Source organism: Comamonas sp. C11 (assembly GCF_024496285.1).
GTDB lineage: Bacteria > Pseudomonadota > Gammaproteobacteria > Burkholderiales > Burkholderiaceae_C > Comamonas > Comamonas testosteroni_F.
The window spans coordinates 4,734,501-4,748,765 of sequence record NZ_CP101743.1 but is presented as its reverse complement, the minus strand read 5'-3'; the positions used below and the strand labels follow the sequence as shown (position 1 = coordinate 4,748,765).

Sequence of the window (14,265 nt, the reverse complement as noted above, 5' to 3'; positions counted from 1 at the left end):
GAAAAAACAAAGCCAGCTCAAAAGCTGGCTTTGTGGCGGGAAGTGAGGCCCTCAGAAAGAGTCTTGCTTCAGGCGCGCATCATCAGGGTCTGACCACGATGCTGTTGCGCACTTCACGCACATGCTTGGTCGTGCGGGCAATTTCGCCGGCTCGGGCTTTTTCTGCTTCGGATTTGGCAAAGCCCGACAGCTGCACAGTGCCGTTCATGGTTTCGACGCTGATGGCGGTTGCGGAGACATTCTTGTCTTCGGCCATCTTGGCTTTCACCGCAGTGGTGATGCCTGCGTCATCCACATAGGAGCCCACAGTCTGCTGGTCACGGGCAACCGAACAGGCCGTGGTACCCAGCACGGTCGTCGCAGCGACCAGACTGAAAGCCAAAGCGCGAGTCAGATTCTTCATATGGTTCTCCCTTGGTTTTGAAAAGGCGCAGAGCAGGCCTGCGAAAGCTTGGAACGTCGGCACGTTCCAAGAGTTATTTCCTGCGCGAGCGACCCAGAAAGAAGGCCGTCGCCAGGGCTGCGCCGGTCGCGGCGGCGATCAGCACGGAACGCCCGGGTTGCTCGGACACATACTTGGTGGTCGCATCCGCTGCGGTGTTGAACTGACGACGTGCGCGGTGCGAGCTGTCGGCCCAGAAGTTGATGCTGCGCTCGGCCAGGTCCTGAGCCCGGTTGGCCAGGTTGTCGATCAGCGGGTTTTCGCTGTCGTCGAGATTGCGCATGTGACGCCCCGTGGAGTCTATCGCCTCGGAGGCTGTGCGCCTTGCGCGGCGTGCGGTGTCCTCAACCTTGTCGGCAACATCCTCGGCCACGTCGCGTGCTTCATTGACCATCTTCTGGGCAGCCTGCTTGCCGGAGTCCACCGCATCTTGTGCTGCATCGGACATCTTGTGTGCAGCATCCTGGGCGGATTGGGCGGCGTGCTTTGCCGTGTCCTTGACGTCTGCAGCCACATCCTTGGCGGCGCCCTTGAGATCTTCAACCGTGTCCTTGGCGTCTTTTACGGCTTGGCTCATTGTTTGGAACTCCCTGAAATCTAGAAATTTTCGTGACAGCGTGCAGTAACGCCTGTCTGCGGAACCCTGCCTCCAGGAGGCAGAAGTTGAGTGTGATCATGGCGAATACTGGTGGTTTGTGCAATGTGAGCGAACAAAGTTCTACACATTCGGTGCCGTTGCTATTTCTTCACCAGGCCCATCAGGAAGGTGATGACGGCCATGACCAGGAAGACAAAAAACAGGATCTTGGCAATGCCTACGGCGCTGGCCGCGATACCGCCGAAACCGAAAACTGCAGCGATCAAGGCAATCACCAGAAAGACAATGGCGTAGTGCAACATGGTTTTCTCCTTTCGAATGCAGGCCGACAGGCATTGCCGTGTGGCCATGTATTGACTGTAGAGAACTGAGCAGCCCGTGCCTGACGGTGAGCTTCTGTCACCAGGGTCGGGGTATTTAGGGACAGTCATGTAGGACTGCGCTGACCTGTCCACCCGGTTCAGGTGTTTGCCATTGTCAAAGGAATGACTGCCGAGATAGTGGTTCCCTTGCCGGGCTGGGATGCCACGGTAAGCCTGCCGCCGACAGCTTCAACGCGGTGCTTCATGCCTGCCAGCCCATGGGAGTTGGGGCGCATGCTGGCCGTCTCGAAGCCTTGGCCATCGTCCTGGATCTGCACCGCCACATAGGTGGGATAGTTGTGCACCGTGACGATGACATGGCTGGCCCTGGCGTATTTCCCGATGTTGGTGAGCGACTCCTGCACGACGCGATAGACCGTCAGCTGCGTGGATTCAGGCAGGTCCACCTGCTCCAGGCTGCATTCCACCTCGATGTTGCTGCGTTCACCGAACTCCCGGGTCAGGATTTCCAGCGCGGTGGTCAGGCCCAGGTTGGAGAGAGAAGAGGGGCGCAGGTCCTCAATGATGCGGCGTTTGAGTGCAATCCCGCTGTTGAGCGTCTCGATCAGATGGGTGATGCGTTCGGAGACGTCGGGTGTCGAGGTGTCGATCTTGGACTTGAGGCGCGCAACGTCCAGCTTCGCTGCGGTCAGCAGCGAGCCCAGTTCGTCGTGCAACTCGCGTGCCAGGTGCGCCCGCTCATCCTCGCGTACCTGCTGCAAATGGGTTGCCAGCTCGGTGAGGGCCGCTGTGCGGTCGCGAACCACCTCCTCCAGACGATTGCGTTCATCGCGCTGAATCTCCTGTTCGCGCTGATGTGAATGCTGCAGCGCATTCGCCTGTCGCAGATACATGAAGAAGCCCAGAATCCCCAGGGCGGTCACTGTCGCAATTCCCAGGCGTGACAGACCCAGCGTCTGTTCGATATCCGCGAGATTGGACCTGACGCGCTGGTCGATGCTGTCCATCAGGGTCTTGATGTGGCCCCGTATGGCATCCATGTTTTCCATGCCTACGTCGGTAAACATCACAAAGCGCCATGCTTCATCGTTGCCCTGGCGATAGAGGCGCAGGCTCAGCTCCATTTCGCTGGTCTTGCGCTCGACCTGGCGGGCCAGCGGAGTAAAGGTTGCCAGCTCTTTGGGATCCATGATGAAGATGCCGCGCAGGTCATCCATGCTGCTGCTGATAGCGGCGGAGGCGGAGTTATAGGGCTCGAGATAGCGCTCCTCTCCTGTCAGCAGGTAGCCGCGCAGGCCGGTTTCCGCATCCAGCATTTGCTGCATCAGCAAATTGAGCTTTGCTCTGGTGGCTTGCGTCTTGGTGAGCGTGTCCAGAGCATGCAACGAGCGCTTATAGCCTGCCTCATTAATGCTTACCATTAAGACTGCCGCAATGACTGCGATCGTCAGGCTGACTGCAATTTTGCGGATATTGGTCCAACGCATCTACATCCTCTCACCTACAAGGCAATTACCTGATATTCTGCATAACGGTAGCGTCAACGACTGACATCATAGTGCGGGTCTTAAAATGTGATGCGCCCTGGAGATGAGCGCAGTTTCATGAAAAGAGGTGTTCATGATAAAAGTAGGCATAGTGGATGACCATGCGATTGTTCGCTCGGGATTACGCCAATTCCTGTCGGAACATGTAGATCTGAGGGTCGTGGGAGAAGCGGGCAATGGGCGGGAGGCCATTGACTTGGTTCGGGAACATGAAATTGACGTGCTGCTGATGGACTTGTCCATGCCGGGGCAAAGCGGCATAGATGCCTTGGCCATGCTCAGAGCCAAGGCACCTGACATGGGTATCCTGATACTAAGTGGATACCCTGAGGAACATTACGCAATCAACTTGATTCGTCAGGGGGCCAGCGGATATCTCAACAAGGAGTGCGATCCTCAGGATATTGCAGAGGCCATCCGGACCGTGGCTCTGGGAAGGCGTTACCTGACGCCGGCGGTCGCAGATCTCCTGGCCCAGCAACTCAACCGCAAGGATGATGTTCCGGCACACGAGCAATTGTCGGAGCGTGAGTTTCAGGTATTTCTGAAGCTTGCGCGCGGCGAGACGGCTGGAGACATTGCCAAATCGCTTTCGTTGAGCGTGAAAACAGTGAGCACTTACCGGACAAGACTCATGGAAAAAATGGGGCTTTCCTCAAATAGCGATCTGACATACTATGCGCTGAAAAATAGATTGATCGATTAATGGATGTCCAAATAAAAATGGCTTGAGAGATTCAAGCCTTTTTTATTTTTCGTTATTTTCAAGATTTACTGGTATTTAAATAAATACAGAAATCGATAAGCGCATCGATTTCGTTGGATTTGTCAAATACGGCATCTGCGTTGAGCTCAAGGCAGCGCTGTCGTATATCTGCAGTCGCATAATTGCTCAACACGAGCAGCTTTTTCTGCTGTGGTCGATGCTGAAGGCTTGTGACGATGCCGAGACCGCTGCCCTCGCGCAAGAACAGATCCACGATGACCAAGTCCCAGGCGTCAGAGTTGTGGCTGAGCCAGCGTACTGCATCGGTTTCGGTCTCTGCCACCCCGACCGCTTCCACATCGGCAAGCTCCGCCATCGTCGCAATCAGGTTGTCGCGAATCGTGGGATTGTCTTCAACAAAAAAAGTACGCAGTTTCACGACGTTAGCAAGCTGATGAGGTGGACGCCAAGGATCAAGCGATGAGAGTCATTTCAATTCTCGATGTGGAAAATCAATTACGGCCCATGAGAAAATCATTGTATTGTCATTTTTTGTAATTTGTGTTTGTCATTCCGCAGATATCACAGGTTTTAACCCTAGCAATTTTCATCCTACTCCACTCCATGGAACGTGCATCAAGCATTTGAAGTTGTCCGACAGAAGATCGGCCAAAACCGACAATCAGCTTCAGTGCTTCTGCAGCTTGCTGGGTGCCTATCAGTCCAACCAGCGGTGCAAAGACGCCCATGGTTGAGCACTGAACCTCTTCGAATTCAGCCTCTGGCGGAAAGACGCATGCATAACATGGGCTGTCGGGGTTGCGTGGATCAATGACCATCAGCTGGCCATCGACACGGATGGCCGCTCCTTCAACCAGGGGGATGCCGTGACGCACGCAAGCCGCATTGATGGCCTGGCGGGTCTTGTAGTTGTCGGTGCAGTCGAGCACGATGCTGGCCTCGGGCAGCAGTTCATCGAGCAGGGCTTCGGTTGCACGCTGCTGGATGCAGCGAATCTCGATCCCGGGATTGATGGCATGTACGGCAGTGCGGATCGATTCCACCTTGGGCATGCCTATGCGTTCGGTCGTGTGGGCAATCTGGCGCTGCAGATTGGTCATGTCCACGACGTCGTTGTCGACGATGGTGATGCGCCCCACACCTGCCGAGCCCAGATAGAGTGCGGCAGGCGAGCCCAAGCCGCCGGCTCCAATGATCACTGCATGCGCCGCCAGAATGCGCTCCTGGCCTTCGATGCCGATTTCGTCGAGCATGATGTGACGGGAATAGCGTAGCAATTGATCGTCATTCATCGGTTTGCTTCCATGGTTCCAAGAAAAAAGCCGGGCAAGCCCGGCTGATTTTGAGCGGGTTCCATAACCCGGTGCTTATTTTTTGCTCTTGTCGGATTCGCCTTTTTCGGGCGCTTTCTTGTCAGCGGGCTTTTTGTCTGCAGCCGTCGCGTCTCCGGGCTTCTCTTCGATTTTGCGCTCCGTCAGGGTTTTGCTGACCTTGACGGGCTGGCCCTTGAGCTTGTTCAGTGCCTGTTGCAGCTGGAAGTCCTTTTCAGACCCGAACTCCGGCAGGCGGCGTTCGGCGGCCGGCTTCTTGGCTTCCTCTTCCAGGCGTTTGCGCGCTTCCTCGCGGGCCTTTTCAAGTGAGTCGTTCTTGACCTCCGCGCCCTGTCCACTGGACAAATGCTTTTCAAGGTCTGCTTCACGCATGCTCAATGCAGCAAACAAGTCGCCGTCTGCAGTCTCATCCACCATCACATCGGGCACGATGCCCTTGGCCTGAATGGATTTTCCGCTAGGTGTGTAGTAGCGTGCCGTCGTCAGCTTGAGAGCCGTATCGGGCCCCAGAGGGCGCACGGTTTGGACCGATCCCTTGCCAAAGGACTGGCTGCCCATGACGGTGGCACGTTTGTGATCTTGCAGAGCTCCGGCCACGATTTCGCTGGCCGAGGCCGAGCCTTCGTTGACCAGCACCACCAGAGGCAGCTTTTTCAGTGCTGCAGGCAGGCGTTGCAAGGGGTCGCCAAAGCCGCGCTGGGCGTAGAACTCGGGCGATGCCTTGTAGACGGCCTTGCTTTCGGCCAACTGGCCGTTGGTGGAGACCACGGGCACATCGGAGGGCAGGAAGGCCGCGGAGATGGCTACGGCCGCATCCAGCAAGCCGCCGGGATCATTGCGCAGGTCCAGCACCAGGCCCTTGAGATTGGGCTCCTGCTTGTAGATTTCCTCGACCTTGCGGACAAAGTCATCCACGGTGCGTTCCTGGAACTGGCTCAGGCGAATCCAGGCGTAACCGGGTTCGATCACCTTGCCCTTGACCGATTGGGTCTTGATTTCTTCGCGGGTGATGGTGACGGGGAAGCTACGGCTTTCATCCTTTCGCAGGATGTTCAGGCGCACCTTGGTATTCGGTTCGCCGCGCATGCGCTTGACAGCGTCATTGAGCGTCAGGCCCTTGACGGCCGTGTCGTCGATCTTGGTGATCAGGTCGCCGGTCTTGAGACCTGCGCGGAAAGCGGGCGAGCCTTCGATGGGGGAGACGATCTTGATCAGCCCGTCTTCCATGGTGATCTCGATGCCGACGCCAACGAACTTGCCGGAAGTGCCTTCCTTGAATTCTTTATAGGTTTTCTTGTCGAAGTACTGGGAGTGAGGGTCCAGGCTGGAGACCATGCCGGAGATGGCGTCGGTGATCAGTTTCTTGTCGCTGACCTGCTCCACGTAATCGGTCTTGATCAGGCCGAAGACGGCCGACAACTGCTGGATTTCTTCAAGTGGCAGAGGCGTCACACCCCCGCGAGCCAGCGTCTGCAGGGATACGGTGGTCAACGCACCGGCGACCACGCCCACAGAGATCCAGCCTGCAATTTTGATTTTTTGACCCATAGCACCCCTTAAACCATTCGCAATATACACCTTGGACGGCGGAAGGCCCATGAGGTTCCACAGGCCTTTTGCCGTGTCAGCCCTGTTCAGACTGCGCAAGCGGCCTGAACAGGAACGGTGAAGAGGTCTCTTCAGGCCTTGCCCTGGGCTGCAACTGCCGCTGCTGCCTTGGCTGCGGCTTCGGCGTCGCCCAGGTAGTAGTGGCGGATGGGCTTGAGATCGGCGTCCAGTTCATAGACCAGAGGAATGCCGTTGGGCACGTTCACGCCCACGATCTGGTCGTCGGCGATGTTGTCCAGATACTTGATCAGGGCGCGGATGGAGTTGCCGTGTGCGGCCACAACCACCCGTTTTCCGGCCTTGATGGCGGGAGCGATGGACTCGTCCCAGAACGGCACAACGCGTGCAACCGTGTCCTTGAGGCACTCGGTCAGCGGGATCTGCTCGGGCTGCAGCTTGGCGTAGCGCACATCGCTGCGTTCGCTGCGGGGGTCGGTGGCTTCCAGGGCGGGAGGCGGCACGTCGTAGCTGCGGCGCCAGACCAGCACTTGTTCGTCGCCATACTGCTTGGCCATATCGGCCTTGTTCAGACCCTGCAGACCGCCGTAGTGGCGTTCGTTGAGACGCCAGCTATGCACCACGGGCAGCCAGGTGCGGTCCATTTCATCCTGCACATGCCACAGGGTACGGATGGCGCGCTTGAGCACGCTGGTATAGGCCACATCGAAGTCATAGCCTTCTGCCTTGAGCAGTTGGCCGGCCTTCTTGGCCTGTTCGACGCCGGTGGCAGTCAGATCCACATCGGTCCAGCCGGTGAAGCGGTTTTCAAGGTTCCAGGTGGATTCACCGTGGCGGATCAGAACGAGCTTGTACATGGATTCTCTCAAAGTAGCAAAGCAGTAATGACACAAAGTCAAAACCGTGCATTTTAGGGGCAGGCCTTTGTCCGGGCTTGAGGCAAGGTAAGCCGGTCGGCCCCAGCGGTGGCCACCAAGCTATTCCTGTTGGGCCCTTCGGGGATTGTGCAGAGCACTCACTTGCGGCGTAGGGCATATAAACAGAGGGTTTGGGCTTGCGAGGGAAGGGGCTGTGGACCTCTGGCGCGATCCGTCGGCAAGCCTGCCTCTAAAATCGTTCGGTTTGCCATCCCAAGGAATGACGTGAAATTCATCATTGATAACTGGTATTTGATCCTGATTGCCGTGGCTTCGGGTGTGATGCTGCTGCTGCCCGCACTGCGCGGAGCGACAGGCGGTTCGCTGTCGGCAGCGGCTGCCGTGCACCTGATCAACCGTGAAAAAGCCGTGGTGCTGGACGTCTGCGAGCCTGAAGAGTTTGCAGCCGGCCATGTCAACGGAGCCAGGAACCTGCCCCTGAGCCAGTTGGAGGAAAAGCTGCCCACTACCGTCAAGAACAAGCAGCTGCCCGTGGTGCTGGTGTGCGCATCGGGCGCCCGTGCTGCGCGTGCCGAAGCCGTGGCCAAGAAGCTGGGTTACGAAAAGGCCCAGGCGCTGGCTGGCGGCATGAAGGCCTGGCGCGATGCCGGCCTGCCGGTTGAAAAAGCCTGATTCGGCCGCAACTGAGAACTCTGACGACTGCAGCACAGCATGCTGCATTGCAAAAACTACAAGGAAGTTGCTCATGCAAGCCGTGAAGATGTACACCACCGCCGTCTGCCCCTATTGCATTCGTGCCAAGCAGATTCTCAAGTCCAAGGGCGTGGAACAGATCGAGGAAGTGCGCATCGATTTCGATACTGCTGCCCGCGATCACATGATGCAGGTCACCGGCCGCCGCACCGTACCCCAGATCTTCATTGGCGATACCCATGTGGGCGGTTGCGACGATCTGATGGCGCTGGATGCCAAGGGCGGTCTGCTGCCCCTGCTGCAAAGCTGATTACTTGCCGTGCCACTGCCGCCAAACGGCATGAATTTGTGCTTTGTGCTGTTTGCTACGATGCAGCCTCCGGCTGTCACTGCATAATGCAAAGTGCTATTTCATGGAAATGCCTGCTGTGAGGATAGCTGCGTGCTAGTCCTCTGCGCAGGCATTTTCATTTCCCTCTCAAGATTTTCTGAAAGACCTAGCTCATCATGGCCGAACAAGACAACAGCCCCGTGTTCCAGATCCAGCGCGTGTATCTGAAGGATCTGTCGCTGGAGCAGCCCAACTCTCCCGCCATCCTGCTGGAGCAGGAGCAGCCCAGCGTGGACATCCAGCTGGGCGTGGAAGCCACTCCCGTGGCTGAAGGCGTGTACGAAGTGGCCGTGACCGCCACGGTTCAGACTAAGATTCAGGACAAGACCGTGTTCCTGGTCGAAGCCAAGCAAGCCGGCATCTTCGAAATCCGCAACGTGCCCGAAGACCAGATGGGTGGCGTGATCGGTATTGCCTGCCCCCAGATCATCTATCCCTATCTGCGCGGCAACGTGGCCGACGTGGTGACCCGCGCCGGCTTCCCTCCCGTGCACCTGGCCGAAATCAACTTCCAGGCCATGTACGAGCAGCAGCAAGCGGCTGCCGCAGCACAGGCCGAAGGCCAGCTGCCCCAGTAAGCTGATGGCAAATGCTGATTCCTGCGATGTGCAAGAATCGGCAGCCAGGCAAAAAGAGGCCCTAGCGGCCTCTTTTTCTTGTGGGTTGTGCGCAAACTGCTATCAAAATTCAGGTATGAAAATTCTTGTCATCGGCGCTGGCGCCTGGGGTACGGCTATGGCCATCAGTGCGGCCACCCATCCGGAGCAGGGCCGTGTCAGTCTCTGGGCGCGTGACCCGGCGCAGGCGCAGCTCATGCAGGCCGATCGTGCCAACAGCCGCTATCTGCCCGGCATCCATTTCCCGGAGGCGCTCACGGTGGTCAGCGGCGATGTGATGGCCCATGTGGCGGATGCCGATCTGATTGTGCTGGGCACGCCCATGGCGGCGCTGCGACAGTGGCTGAGCCAGCTCAAGGATTGCCGCCGGCCCGTGGTCTGGCTGTGCAAGGGCTTCGAGGCCGTGGCAGCCGATGCCCCTGCCGGCAGTTATGGACTGATGGCGCATGAAGTCTGCCAGCAGGTGGCGCCGCAGCTGCAAAGCGGTGCGCTCAGCGGCCCCAGCTTTGCGGCCGAGGTGGCGCGCCAGCAGCCTACGGCTCTGGTGGCCGCCAGCGCCCACGAAGGCGTGAGCGAGCTGCTGGTGTCGGCCTTTCATGGCGAGGCCATGCGCGTCTATGCCAATCAGGACATCGTGGGCGTGGAAGTGGGCGGAGCCGTCAAGAATGTGCTGGCCATTGCCACGGGTCTTTGCGACGGCCTGCAGCTGGGGCTGAACGCGCGTGCGGCCCTGGTCACGCGTGGCCTGGCCGAGATGACGCGCCTGGGCGTGGCGCTGGGTGCGCGCGCCGAGACCTTCATGGGCCTGTCCGGCCTCGGAGACCTGGTGCTGACCGCCACCGGCGATCTCTCGCGCAACCGCAAGGTGGGCCTGTTGCTGGCCGAAGGCAAGAGCCTGGAGCAGGCCGTGACTTCGCTGGGTCATGTGGCCGAGGGCGTGTACAGCGCCCGCACCGTGCTCGCCCGGGCACGCCAGGTCGGCGTGGAAATGCCCATCACCGAAACCGTGGTTGCCCTGCTGGACGGCCAGCTACCGGTCACCGAAGCCGTGCAGCACCTGATGGCACGCGATCCGCGTGGCGAATAAGTCCAAAAGAATGATAGCTTCAAGCGCTTGATATTTATAGATTTCAGGTGCTTTCGTATCTGAAATTCAATGGATACAAGCGGTAGCAGCTATTTTTTCTATGACGCTGGGCGGCGCTACTTTGTCTCCCTGATGCTGAGCCAGGCACTCGCTGCCCCGCACAGCGCAATGACGACCATGCCCAGCACGGCCCATTGGTCGGGGATATGGCCATAGACCAGCCAGCCTGCCAGCAGCGCGCAGGGAATCTGGCTGTAGAGAAACGGCGTGATGGTCGCGGGCCTGGCTTTTTCATAGGCCTTGAGCAGCATCAGGTGCCCGACTGCGCTGCCTGCGCCCATGGCAATCGCGGCCAGCCAGAGCGCGGCGCTGTCCGGCAACTGCCAGACCCAGGGCAGGGCCATGCAGCTCAGGCTCAGGGCCAGCAGGCTGGTGTAGATCTGCGTGGTCAGCGGGCGCTCCTTGCCCGCCATGCGGCTGCTCAGGATCTGATAGGCCGTGTTGGCCAGCAGCTGCAGCGCAGGCCAGACCAGAGCCCAGCCGCTGAACTGGTCGCCTCCCGGCCGCAGGATGACCAGCGTACCCGCAAAGCCCAGTGCCACCAGTACCCAGCGAAAGGGGCTGACCTGCTGACCCAGCCAGAGAGCGGCCAGCAAGGTCAGGGCCAGCGGCGTCAGCGCCACGATGGCCGTGAACTCCGCCAGCGGCAGATAGCGCAGACTGAGCATGGCCAGCGCATTGCTCAGGCAAAACAAGATGGCGCGCAGACACTGAAAGCCCGGGCGCCGGGTACGGAAAATCTCCAGCCCGTGTCTTGCCACGCCAAAGCCCACGGTCAGCACCGACTGCAGTGCATAGCGCAGCCATAGCGCCATCAGCAACGGCAGCAGGGCACCCGCATATTTGGAGCCCGTGTCGAGTATCGAAAAACAGGCGCAAGCCAGCACCGTGAAGCCGATGCCCGTCAGCGTATGGCGATGGACCGAGGAGGCGGAGTGCTGTGACATGAAAGAACTTGCCGGGCACTGCGCGGTGCCGAGAGAAAAGATTTCAGGTGATTTTGGCCTGAAGCCCCCGATGACTAAACGTTAGCTGCTATTGAATTCATGGCGTGAACTCAATCATGGGGCGTGACGCAAGAGAGAGAGACAGCAAGCAAGGGCCTAGCCGGCCGCGCCGCCCCGCAGCCAGGGCTGCCCCAGCGATGCTGTCGTCCCCCTCCCTTAGCGCGCAGCGCGTAGAGAGAGGGGCGCCCGGCGAGAGGGCGCCCGGCCAGGGGAAGCCGCGGGGCCGCCCAGGCAAGCGGCTCAGGGGGAGTTACAAACCAATCTCCAGAGCCAGCAGTTCTTCCACCGTCTGGCGACGGCGAATCAGCTGGGTCTGTGCGCCATCGACCAGTACTTCGGCGGCCAGCGGGCGGGTGTTGTAGTTGCTGGACATGGAGCTGCCGTAGGCGCCCGTGTCATGAATCACCAGCAGGTCGCCCACGCTGGCACCGGCCAGCGAGCGCGGCAGCACCACGCCGCCGTCGCCCTGGGTGAAGACATCGCCCGACTCGCACAGCGGGCCGGCCACCACACTGTCCTGCGCGGGCAGGCTCTGGCCGTCGCGGCGCAGCACTTCCATGCCGTGGTAGCTGCCATACATGCTGGGGCGCATCAGCTCGTTGAAGCCGGTATCGACCAGCACGAAGTGGTTGCTGCCCGCATTCTTGGTGGCGCGCACGGTGCCCAGCAGCACCCCGGACTCGGCCACCAGGAAGCGGCCGGGCTCCAGCTCCAGGCCCAGCTTGTGGCCGACGATGGCCTCGGCCTGCTGGCGCGCCGCATCCCACAGGCCGTGGTAATGGTTGGTATCGATGGTGGCATCGCCAGCACGATAGGGGATGGACAGGCCGCCGCCGGCCGAAATCGCATGCAGGTCCACGCCAGCCGCCTTGGTGCGCTCGAGCAGCTTGACCATGGCGCCGCAGACTTCCTGCAGATGGCCGTAGTCCACGCCCGAGCCGATGTGCATATGCAGGCCGGCCAGCACCAGGCCGCCGGCCTTGATGGCGTCCAGCGCTGCCTCGAGTTCGCTGTGCCAGATGCCGTGCTTGCTGTGCTCGCCGCCGGTGTTGGTCTTGTTGCTGTGGCCGTGGCCGAAGCCGGGGTTGATGCGCAGCCAGACATGGTGGCCCCTGGACACGGCGGCCAGCTGGTGCAGCATGTCGATGGAGCCCGCATTCACGGGAACCTTGTGCTCCAGCACGGTGGCCAGTGTCGCTTCATCCATCACATCGGCCGTGAAGACGATGTCGGCAGGCTCGCCGAAGCCGGGCTTGAAGCCCGCTGCCAGCGCACGCAGGACTTCGCCGCGCGAGACCGCATCCACCTTCACGCCCTGCTCGCGCATGAGCTTGAGGATGTGAATGTTGGAGCAGGCCTTCTGGGCAAAGCGCACGGTGTCGAAAGCCTTGAGCTGGGCAATGCGCTCGCGGATGGTGGCGGCGTCATATACCCACAGCGGCGTGCCGAACTGATCGGCCAGATTCCAGAGCTGTGCGGGAGAGAAGGGGTTTGCCATGGCGGTCTCTTGAAAGGGAATAGTTCCGCGCATCATGCATGCGGCTGCCTATTCAGTCCAATAGCTTGATTTTTGAAGATCATTCAATCTTGATATGCTCTGCGCATGATCGATTCAGAAGCTTCGCAGCGCATCACCCATCGCCATATCGAGGTGTTCCGTGCCGTCATGACGGCCGGCAGCGTCACCGGCGCGGCGCAGCTGCTCTATACCTCCCAGCCCACAGTGAGTCGCGAGCTGGCGCGCATGGAGCAACTGCTGGGCTATGCGCTGTTCGAGCGTGTGCAGGGCCGGCTGCGTGCCAATGCGCGGGCCTTGCTGCTCTGGGACGAGGTGCGGCGCAGCTGGCAGGGTCTGGAGCGCGTGATCGACCGCGCCGTGGAGCTGGGGCGTCCGCAAGGGGCGAGCCTCAGCGTGCTGTGCCTGCCGGCACTCAGCCACGCCTTGCTGCCGGGCGCGCTGGCACGTCTGCATGCCAGTCACGGCGCAGTGGCCGTGAGCGTGAGCACCCAGGAGGCACCGCTGCTGCAGGAGTGGATGGCGGCCCAGCGCTTCGATCTGGGCCTGTCCGAGCTTGCCGATGCACCTCCGGGCACGCGCAGCCAGCCCTTGCCGCCCATGGACGAAGTGGCCGTGCTGCCAGCCAGCCACCCACTGGCGCAGAAGGCGCTGCTGAGCGAGCGGGACTTTGAAGGCGAATCCTTCATCAGCCTGGCGAGGGACGATCCCTACCGGGCCCAGATCGATGCGGTGTTTGCCCGCGCCGGCGTGCAGCGCAAGCTGAGCCTGGAAACCGCCAGCGCCGTTGCGGTCTGCGCCATGGTGCAGCATGGCCTGGGTCTGGCCGTCGTCAACCCGCTGACGGCGCGGGCCTGCGCCGGCCCGCAACTGGTGGTGCGGCCGCTGGCGTTTTCGATAGCGTTTCAGGTGCATATGCTGCTGCCGCTGCACCGGCCCGCCGATGCGGGCCTGCCCTGGCTGACCGCGGCACTGGAGCAGGAAGCACTCAGCCTGCTTGGGCACAGGCGCTGAATTCGGCGATAGGGCTTTCGCAGGTGAGCTTGCGCAAACTTCTATGTTGCGGTGCACAATAAAACGCCTGAATGCAAGGAGTTACACATGCCTGAATCCGCCATCCCCCACCGCACTGCCAGCGAGCTGCTGGACATCAGCATGGCCGCGCCTCAGGTCATCAACCACCGGCTCACGCGCATGGCGCTCAGCGGTCCGGTGCTCTCTGCGCGCGATCAGAAGGAGTTCACGCGCATGGTGGTGGAAAAGCAGGTCGCCTTCAGCCAGGCCTGGCTGACCATGGGGGCTGAAATGTTCAAGGTGCAGCAGCAACTGTGTCTGGCCTGGATGCGCAACCCCTGGACCATGGGCCAGAAGCTGCCCGTGGCGGCCGACAAGGTGGCGGCCAGAAGCCTGGCGCCGATTCGCCGCAAGGCCGTGGCCAATGCCAAGCGCCTGTCGCAGACCCGCCTGAAATAAGCGCTCCTC

At 60.3% G+C, this 14,265-nt stretch carries 17 protein-coding genes; 7 read left to right on the top strand and 10 right to left on the bottom strand.

Annotated features, from left to right (window positions below; translation table 11 throughout):
* Nucleotides 1-82 precede the first annotated feature (82 nt).
* The 4 genes from NOX35_RS21885 to NOX35_RS21870 all read right to left on the bottom strand — a co-directional run bounded on the left by NOX35_RS21885 (nt 83) and on the right by NOX35_RS21870 (nt 2,850).
* Entirely contained in the window at nt 83-403 is a 321-nt protein-coding gene (locus tag NOX35_RS21885; RefSeq protein WP_182284366.1) for a BON domain-containing protein, read from the bottom strand.
* Between the two features lie 73 nt (nt 404-476).
* Complete coding sequence (locus NOX35_RS21880) at nt 477-1,019, bottom strand: hypothetical protein (protein ID WP_342760599.1); 543 nt, start codon at nt 1,017-1,019, stop codon at nt 477-479.
* A 161-nt stretch (nt 1,020-1,180) separates the two neighbouring features.
* Entirely contained in the window at nt 1,181-1,342 is a 162-nt protein-coding gene (locus tag NOX35_RS21875) for a DUF1328 domain-containing protein (RefSeq protein WP_003051882.1), read from the bottom strand.
* A 158-nt stretch (nt 1,343-1,500) separates the two neighbouring features.
* A complete protein-coding gene (locus tag NOX35_RS21870) occupies nt 1,501-2,850 on the bottom strand; it encodes a CHASE3 domain-containing protein (RefSeq protein WP_182284362.1) in 1,350 nt (449 codons plus the stop codon).
* A 133-nt stretch (nt 2,851-2,983) separates the two neighbouring features.
* Here NOX35_RS21870 and NOX35_RS21865 point away from each other — a divergent pair, with 133 nt between their 5' ends.
* Nucleotides 2,984-3,616 (top strand): response regulator transcription factor, encoded by a 633-nt coding sequence (locus NOX35_RS21865; protein ID WP_003051886.1) that lies wholly within the window; start codon nt 2,984-2,986, stop codon nt 3,614-3,616.
* 58 nt (nt 3,617-3,674) lie between these two features.
* Here the strand turns inward: NOX35_RS21865 and NOX35_RS21860 are convergent, their stop codons facing one another.
* From NOX35_RS21860 to gpmA, 4 genes are all read right to left on the bottom strand, one after another.
* Nucleotides 3,675-4,055, bottom strand: coding sequence for a response regulator (locus NOX35_RS21860; protein ID WP_182284360.1), 381 nt, complete (start codon nt 4,053-4,055; stop codon nt 3,675-3,677).
* Nucleotides 4,056-4,161: 106 nt separating this feature from the next.
* On the bottom strand, nt 4,162-4,929 hold the full coding sequence (locus NOX35_RS21855; RefSeq protein ID WP_182284358.1) for a HesA/MoeB/ThiF family protein: 768 nt from the start codon (nt 4,927-4,929) through the stop codon (nt 4,162-4,164).
* A gap of 75 nt (nt 4,930-5,004) precedes the next feature.
* A complete protein-coding gene (locus NOX35_RS21850; protein ID WP_256494708.1) occupies nt 5,005-6,516 on the bottom strand; it encodes a S41 family peptidase in 1,512 nt (503 codons plus the stop codon).
* Between the two features lie 131 nt (nt 6,517-6,647).
* Nucleotides 6,648-7,391 (bottom strand): 2,3-diphosphoglycerate-dependent phosphoglycerate mutase, encoded by a 744-nt coding sequence (gene gpmA / locus NOX35_RS21845; protein ID WP_003066733.1) that lies wholly within the window; start codon nt 7,389-7,391, stop codon nt 6,648-6,650.
* Between the two features lie 285 nt (nt 7,392-7,676).
* On the opposite strand from gpmA, the gene NOX35_RS21840 reads away from it, so the two are divergent.
* The 4 genes from NOX35_RS21840 to NOX35_RS21825 all read left to right on the top strand — a co-directional run bounded on the left by NOX35_RS21840 (nt 7,677) and on the right by NOX35_RS21825 (nt 10,200).
* Nucleotides 7,677-8,084 carry a rhodanese-like domain-containing protein gene (locus NOX35_RS21840; protein WP_087080738.1) on the top strand — a complete coding sequence of 136 codons (408 nt, stop codon included), beginning with the start codon at nt 7,677-7,679 and terminating at the stop codon, nt 8,082-8,084.
* Between the two features lie 73 nt (nt 8,085-8,157).
* Nucleotides 8,158-8,415: a glutaredoxin 3 gene (gene grxC / locus NOX35_RS21835; RefSeq protein ID WP_087080739.1), complete on the top strand. Its 258-nt coding sequence runs from the start codon at nt 8,158-8,160 to the stop codon at nt 8,413-8,415.
* 197 nt (nt 8,416-8,612) lie between these two features.
* On the top strand, nt 8,613-9,074 hold the full coding sequence (gene secB, locus NOX35_RS21830; RefSeq protein WP_003066740.1) for a protein-export chaperone SecB: 462 nt from the start codon (nt 8,613-8,615) through the stop codon (nt 9,072-9,074).
* 115 nt (nt 9,075-9,189) lie between these two features.
* Nucleotides 9,190-10,200, top strand: a complete 1,011-nt coding sequence (locus NOX35_RS21825; protein WP_256494707.1) for an NAD(P)H-dependent glycerol-3-phosphate dehydrogenase — start codon at nt 9,190-9,192, stop codon at nt 10,198-10,200.
* 116 nt (nt 10,201-10,316) lie between these two features.
* Here the strand turns inward: NOX35_RS21825 and NOX35_RS21820 are convergent, their stop codons facing one another.
* Both NOX35_RS21820 and lysA read right to left on the bottom strand, forming a co-directional pair.
* The gene (locus NOX35_RS21820; protein WP_182284350.1) at nt 10,317-11,207 is read right to left on the bottom strand and encodes a DMT family transporter; all 891 of its coding nucleotides are present in this window, start codon (nt 11,205-11,207) and stop codon (nt 10,317-10,319) included.
* 310 nt (nt 11,208-11,517) lie between these two features.
* On the bottom strand, nt 11,518-12,765 hold the full coding sequence (lysA, locus tag NOX35_RS21815; RefSeq protein ID WP_256494706.1) for a diaminopimelate decarboxylase: 1,248 nt from the start codon (nt 12,763-12,765) through the stop codon (nt 11,518-11,520).
* 105 nt (nt 12,766-12,870) lie between these two features.
* Between lysA and NOX35_RS21810 the strand changes: the two genes are divergently transcribed.
* Nucleotides 12,871-13,797 (top strand): LysR family transcriptional regulator, encoded by a 927-nt coding sequence (locus tag NOX35_RS21810; RefSeq protein ID WP_256494705.1) that lies wholly within the window; start codon nt 12,871-12,873, stop codon nt 13,795-13,797.
* A gap of 87 nt (nt 13,798-13,884) precedes the next feature.
* The gene (locus NOX35_RS21805; protein ID WP_003051911.1) at nt 13,885-14,256 is read left to right on the top strand and encodes a polyhydroxyalkanoate granule-associated phasin; all 372 of its coding nucleotides are present in this window, start codon (nt 13,885-13,887) and stop codon (nt 14,254-14,256) included.
* Nucleotides 14,257-14,265 lie beyond the last annotated feature (9 nt).

What these genes read in the sequence shown, in the direction of transcription:
- NOX35_RS21885 (WP_182284366.1), bottom strand. Translation starts at nt 403, where the DNA reads ATGAAGAATCTGACTCGCGCTTTGGCTTTCAGTCTGGTCGCTGCGACG.
- NOX35_RS21880 (WP_342760599.1), bottom strand. Translation starts at nt 1,019, where the DNA reads ATGAGCCAAGCCGTAAAAGACGCCAAGGACACGGTTGAAGATCTCAAG.
- NOX35_RS21875 (WP_003051882.1), bottom strand. Translation starts at nt 1,342, where the DNA reads ATGTTGCACTACGCCATTGTCTTTCTGGTGATTGCCTTGATCGCTGCA.
- NOX35_RS21870 (WP_182284362.1), bottom strand. Translation starts at nt 2,850, where the DNA reads ATGCGTTGGACCAATATCCGCAAAATTGCAGTCAGCCTGACGATCGCA.
- NOX35_RS21865 (WP_003051886.1), top strand. Translation starts at nt 2,984, where the DNA reads ATGATAAAAGTAGGCATAGTGGATGACCATGCGATTGTTCGCTCGGGA.
- NOX35_RS21855 (WP_182284358.1), bottom strand. Translation starts at nt 4,929, where the DNA reads ATGAATGACGATCAATTGCTACGCTATTCCCGTCACATCATGCTCGAC.
- NOX35_RS21850 (WP_256494708.1), bottom strand. Translation starts at nt 6,516, where the DNA reads ATGGGTCAAAAAATCAAAATTGCAGGCTGGATCTCTGTGGGCGTGGTC.
- gpmA (WP_003066733.1), bottom strand. Translation starts at nt 7,391, where the DNA reads ATGTACAAGCTCGTTCTGATCCGCCACGGTGAATCCACCTGGAACCTT.
- grxC (WP_087080739.1), top strand. Translation starts at nt 8,158, where the DNA reads ATGCAAGCCGTGAAGATGTACACCACCGCCGTCTGCCCCTATTGCATT.
- secB (WP_003066740.1), top strand. Translation starts at nt 8,613, where the DNA reads ATGGCCGAACAAGACAACAGCCCCGTGTTCCAGATCCAGCGCGTGTAT.
- NOX35_RS21825 (WP_256494707.1), top strand. Translation starts at nt 9,190, where the DNA reads ATGAAAATTCTTGTCATCGGCGCTGGCGCCTGGGGTACGGCTATGGCC.
- NOX35_RS21820 (WP_182284350.1), bottom strand. Translation starts at nt 11,207, where the DNA reads ATGTCACAGCACTCCGCCTCCTCGGTCCATCGCCATACGCTGACGGGC.
- lysA (WP_256494706.1), bottom strand. Translation starts at nt 12,765, where the DNA reads ATGGCAAACCCCTTCTCTCCCGCACAGCTCTGGAATCTGGCCGATCAG.
- NOX35_RS21810 (WP_256494705.1), top strand. Translation starts at nt 12,871, where the DNA reads ATGATCGATTCAGAAGCTTCGCAGCGCATCACCCATCGCCATATCGAG.
- NOX35_RS21805 (WP_003051911.1), top strand. Translation starts at nt 13,885, where the DNA reads ATGCCTGAATCCGCCATCCCCCACCGCACTGCCAGCGAGCTGCTGGAC.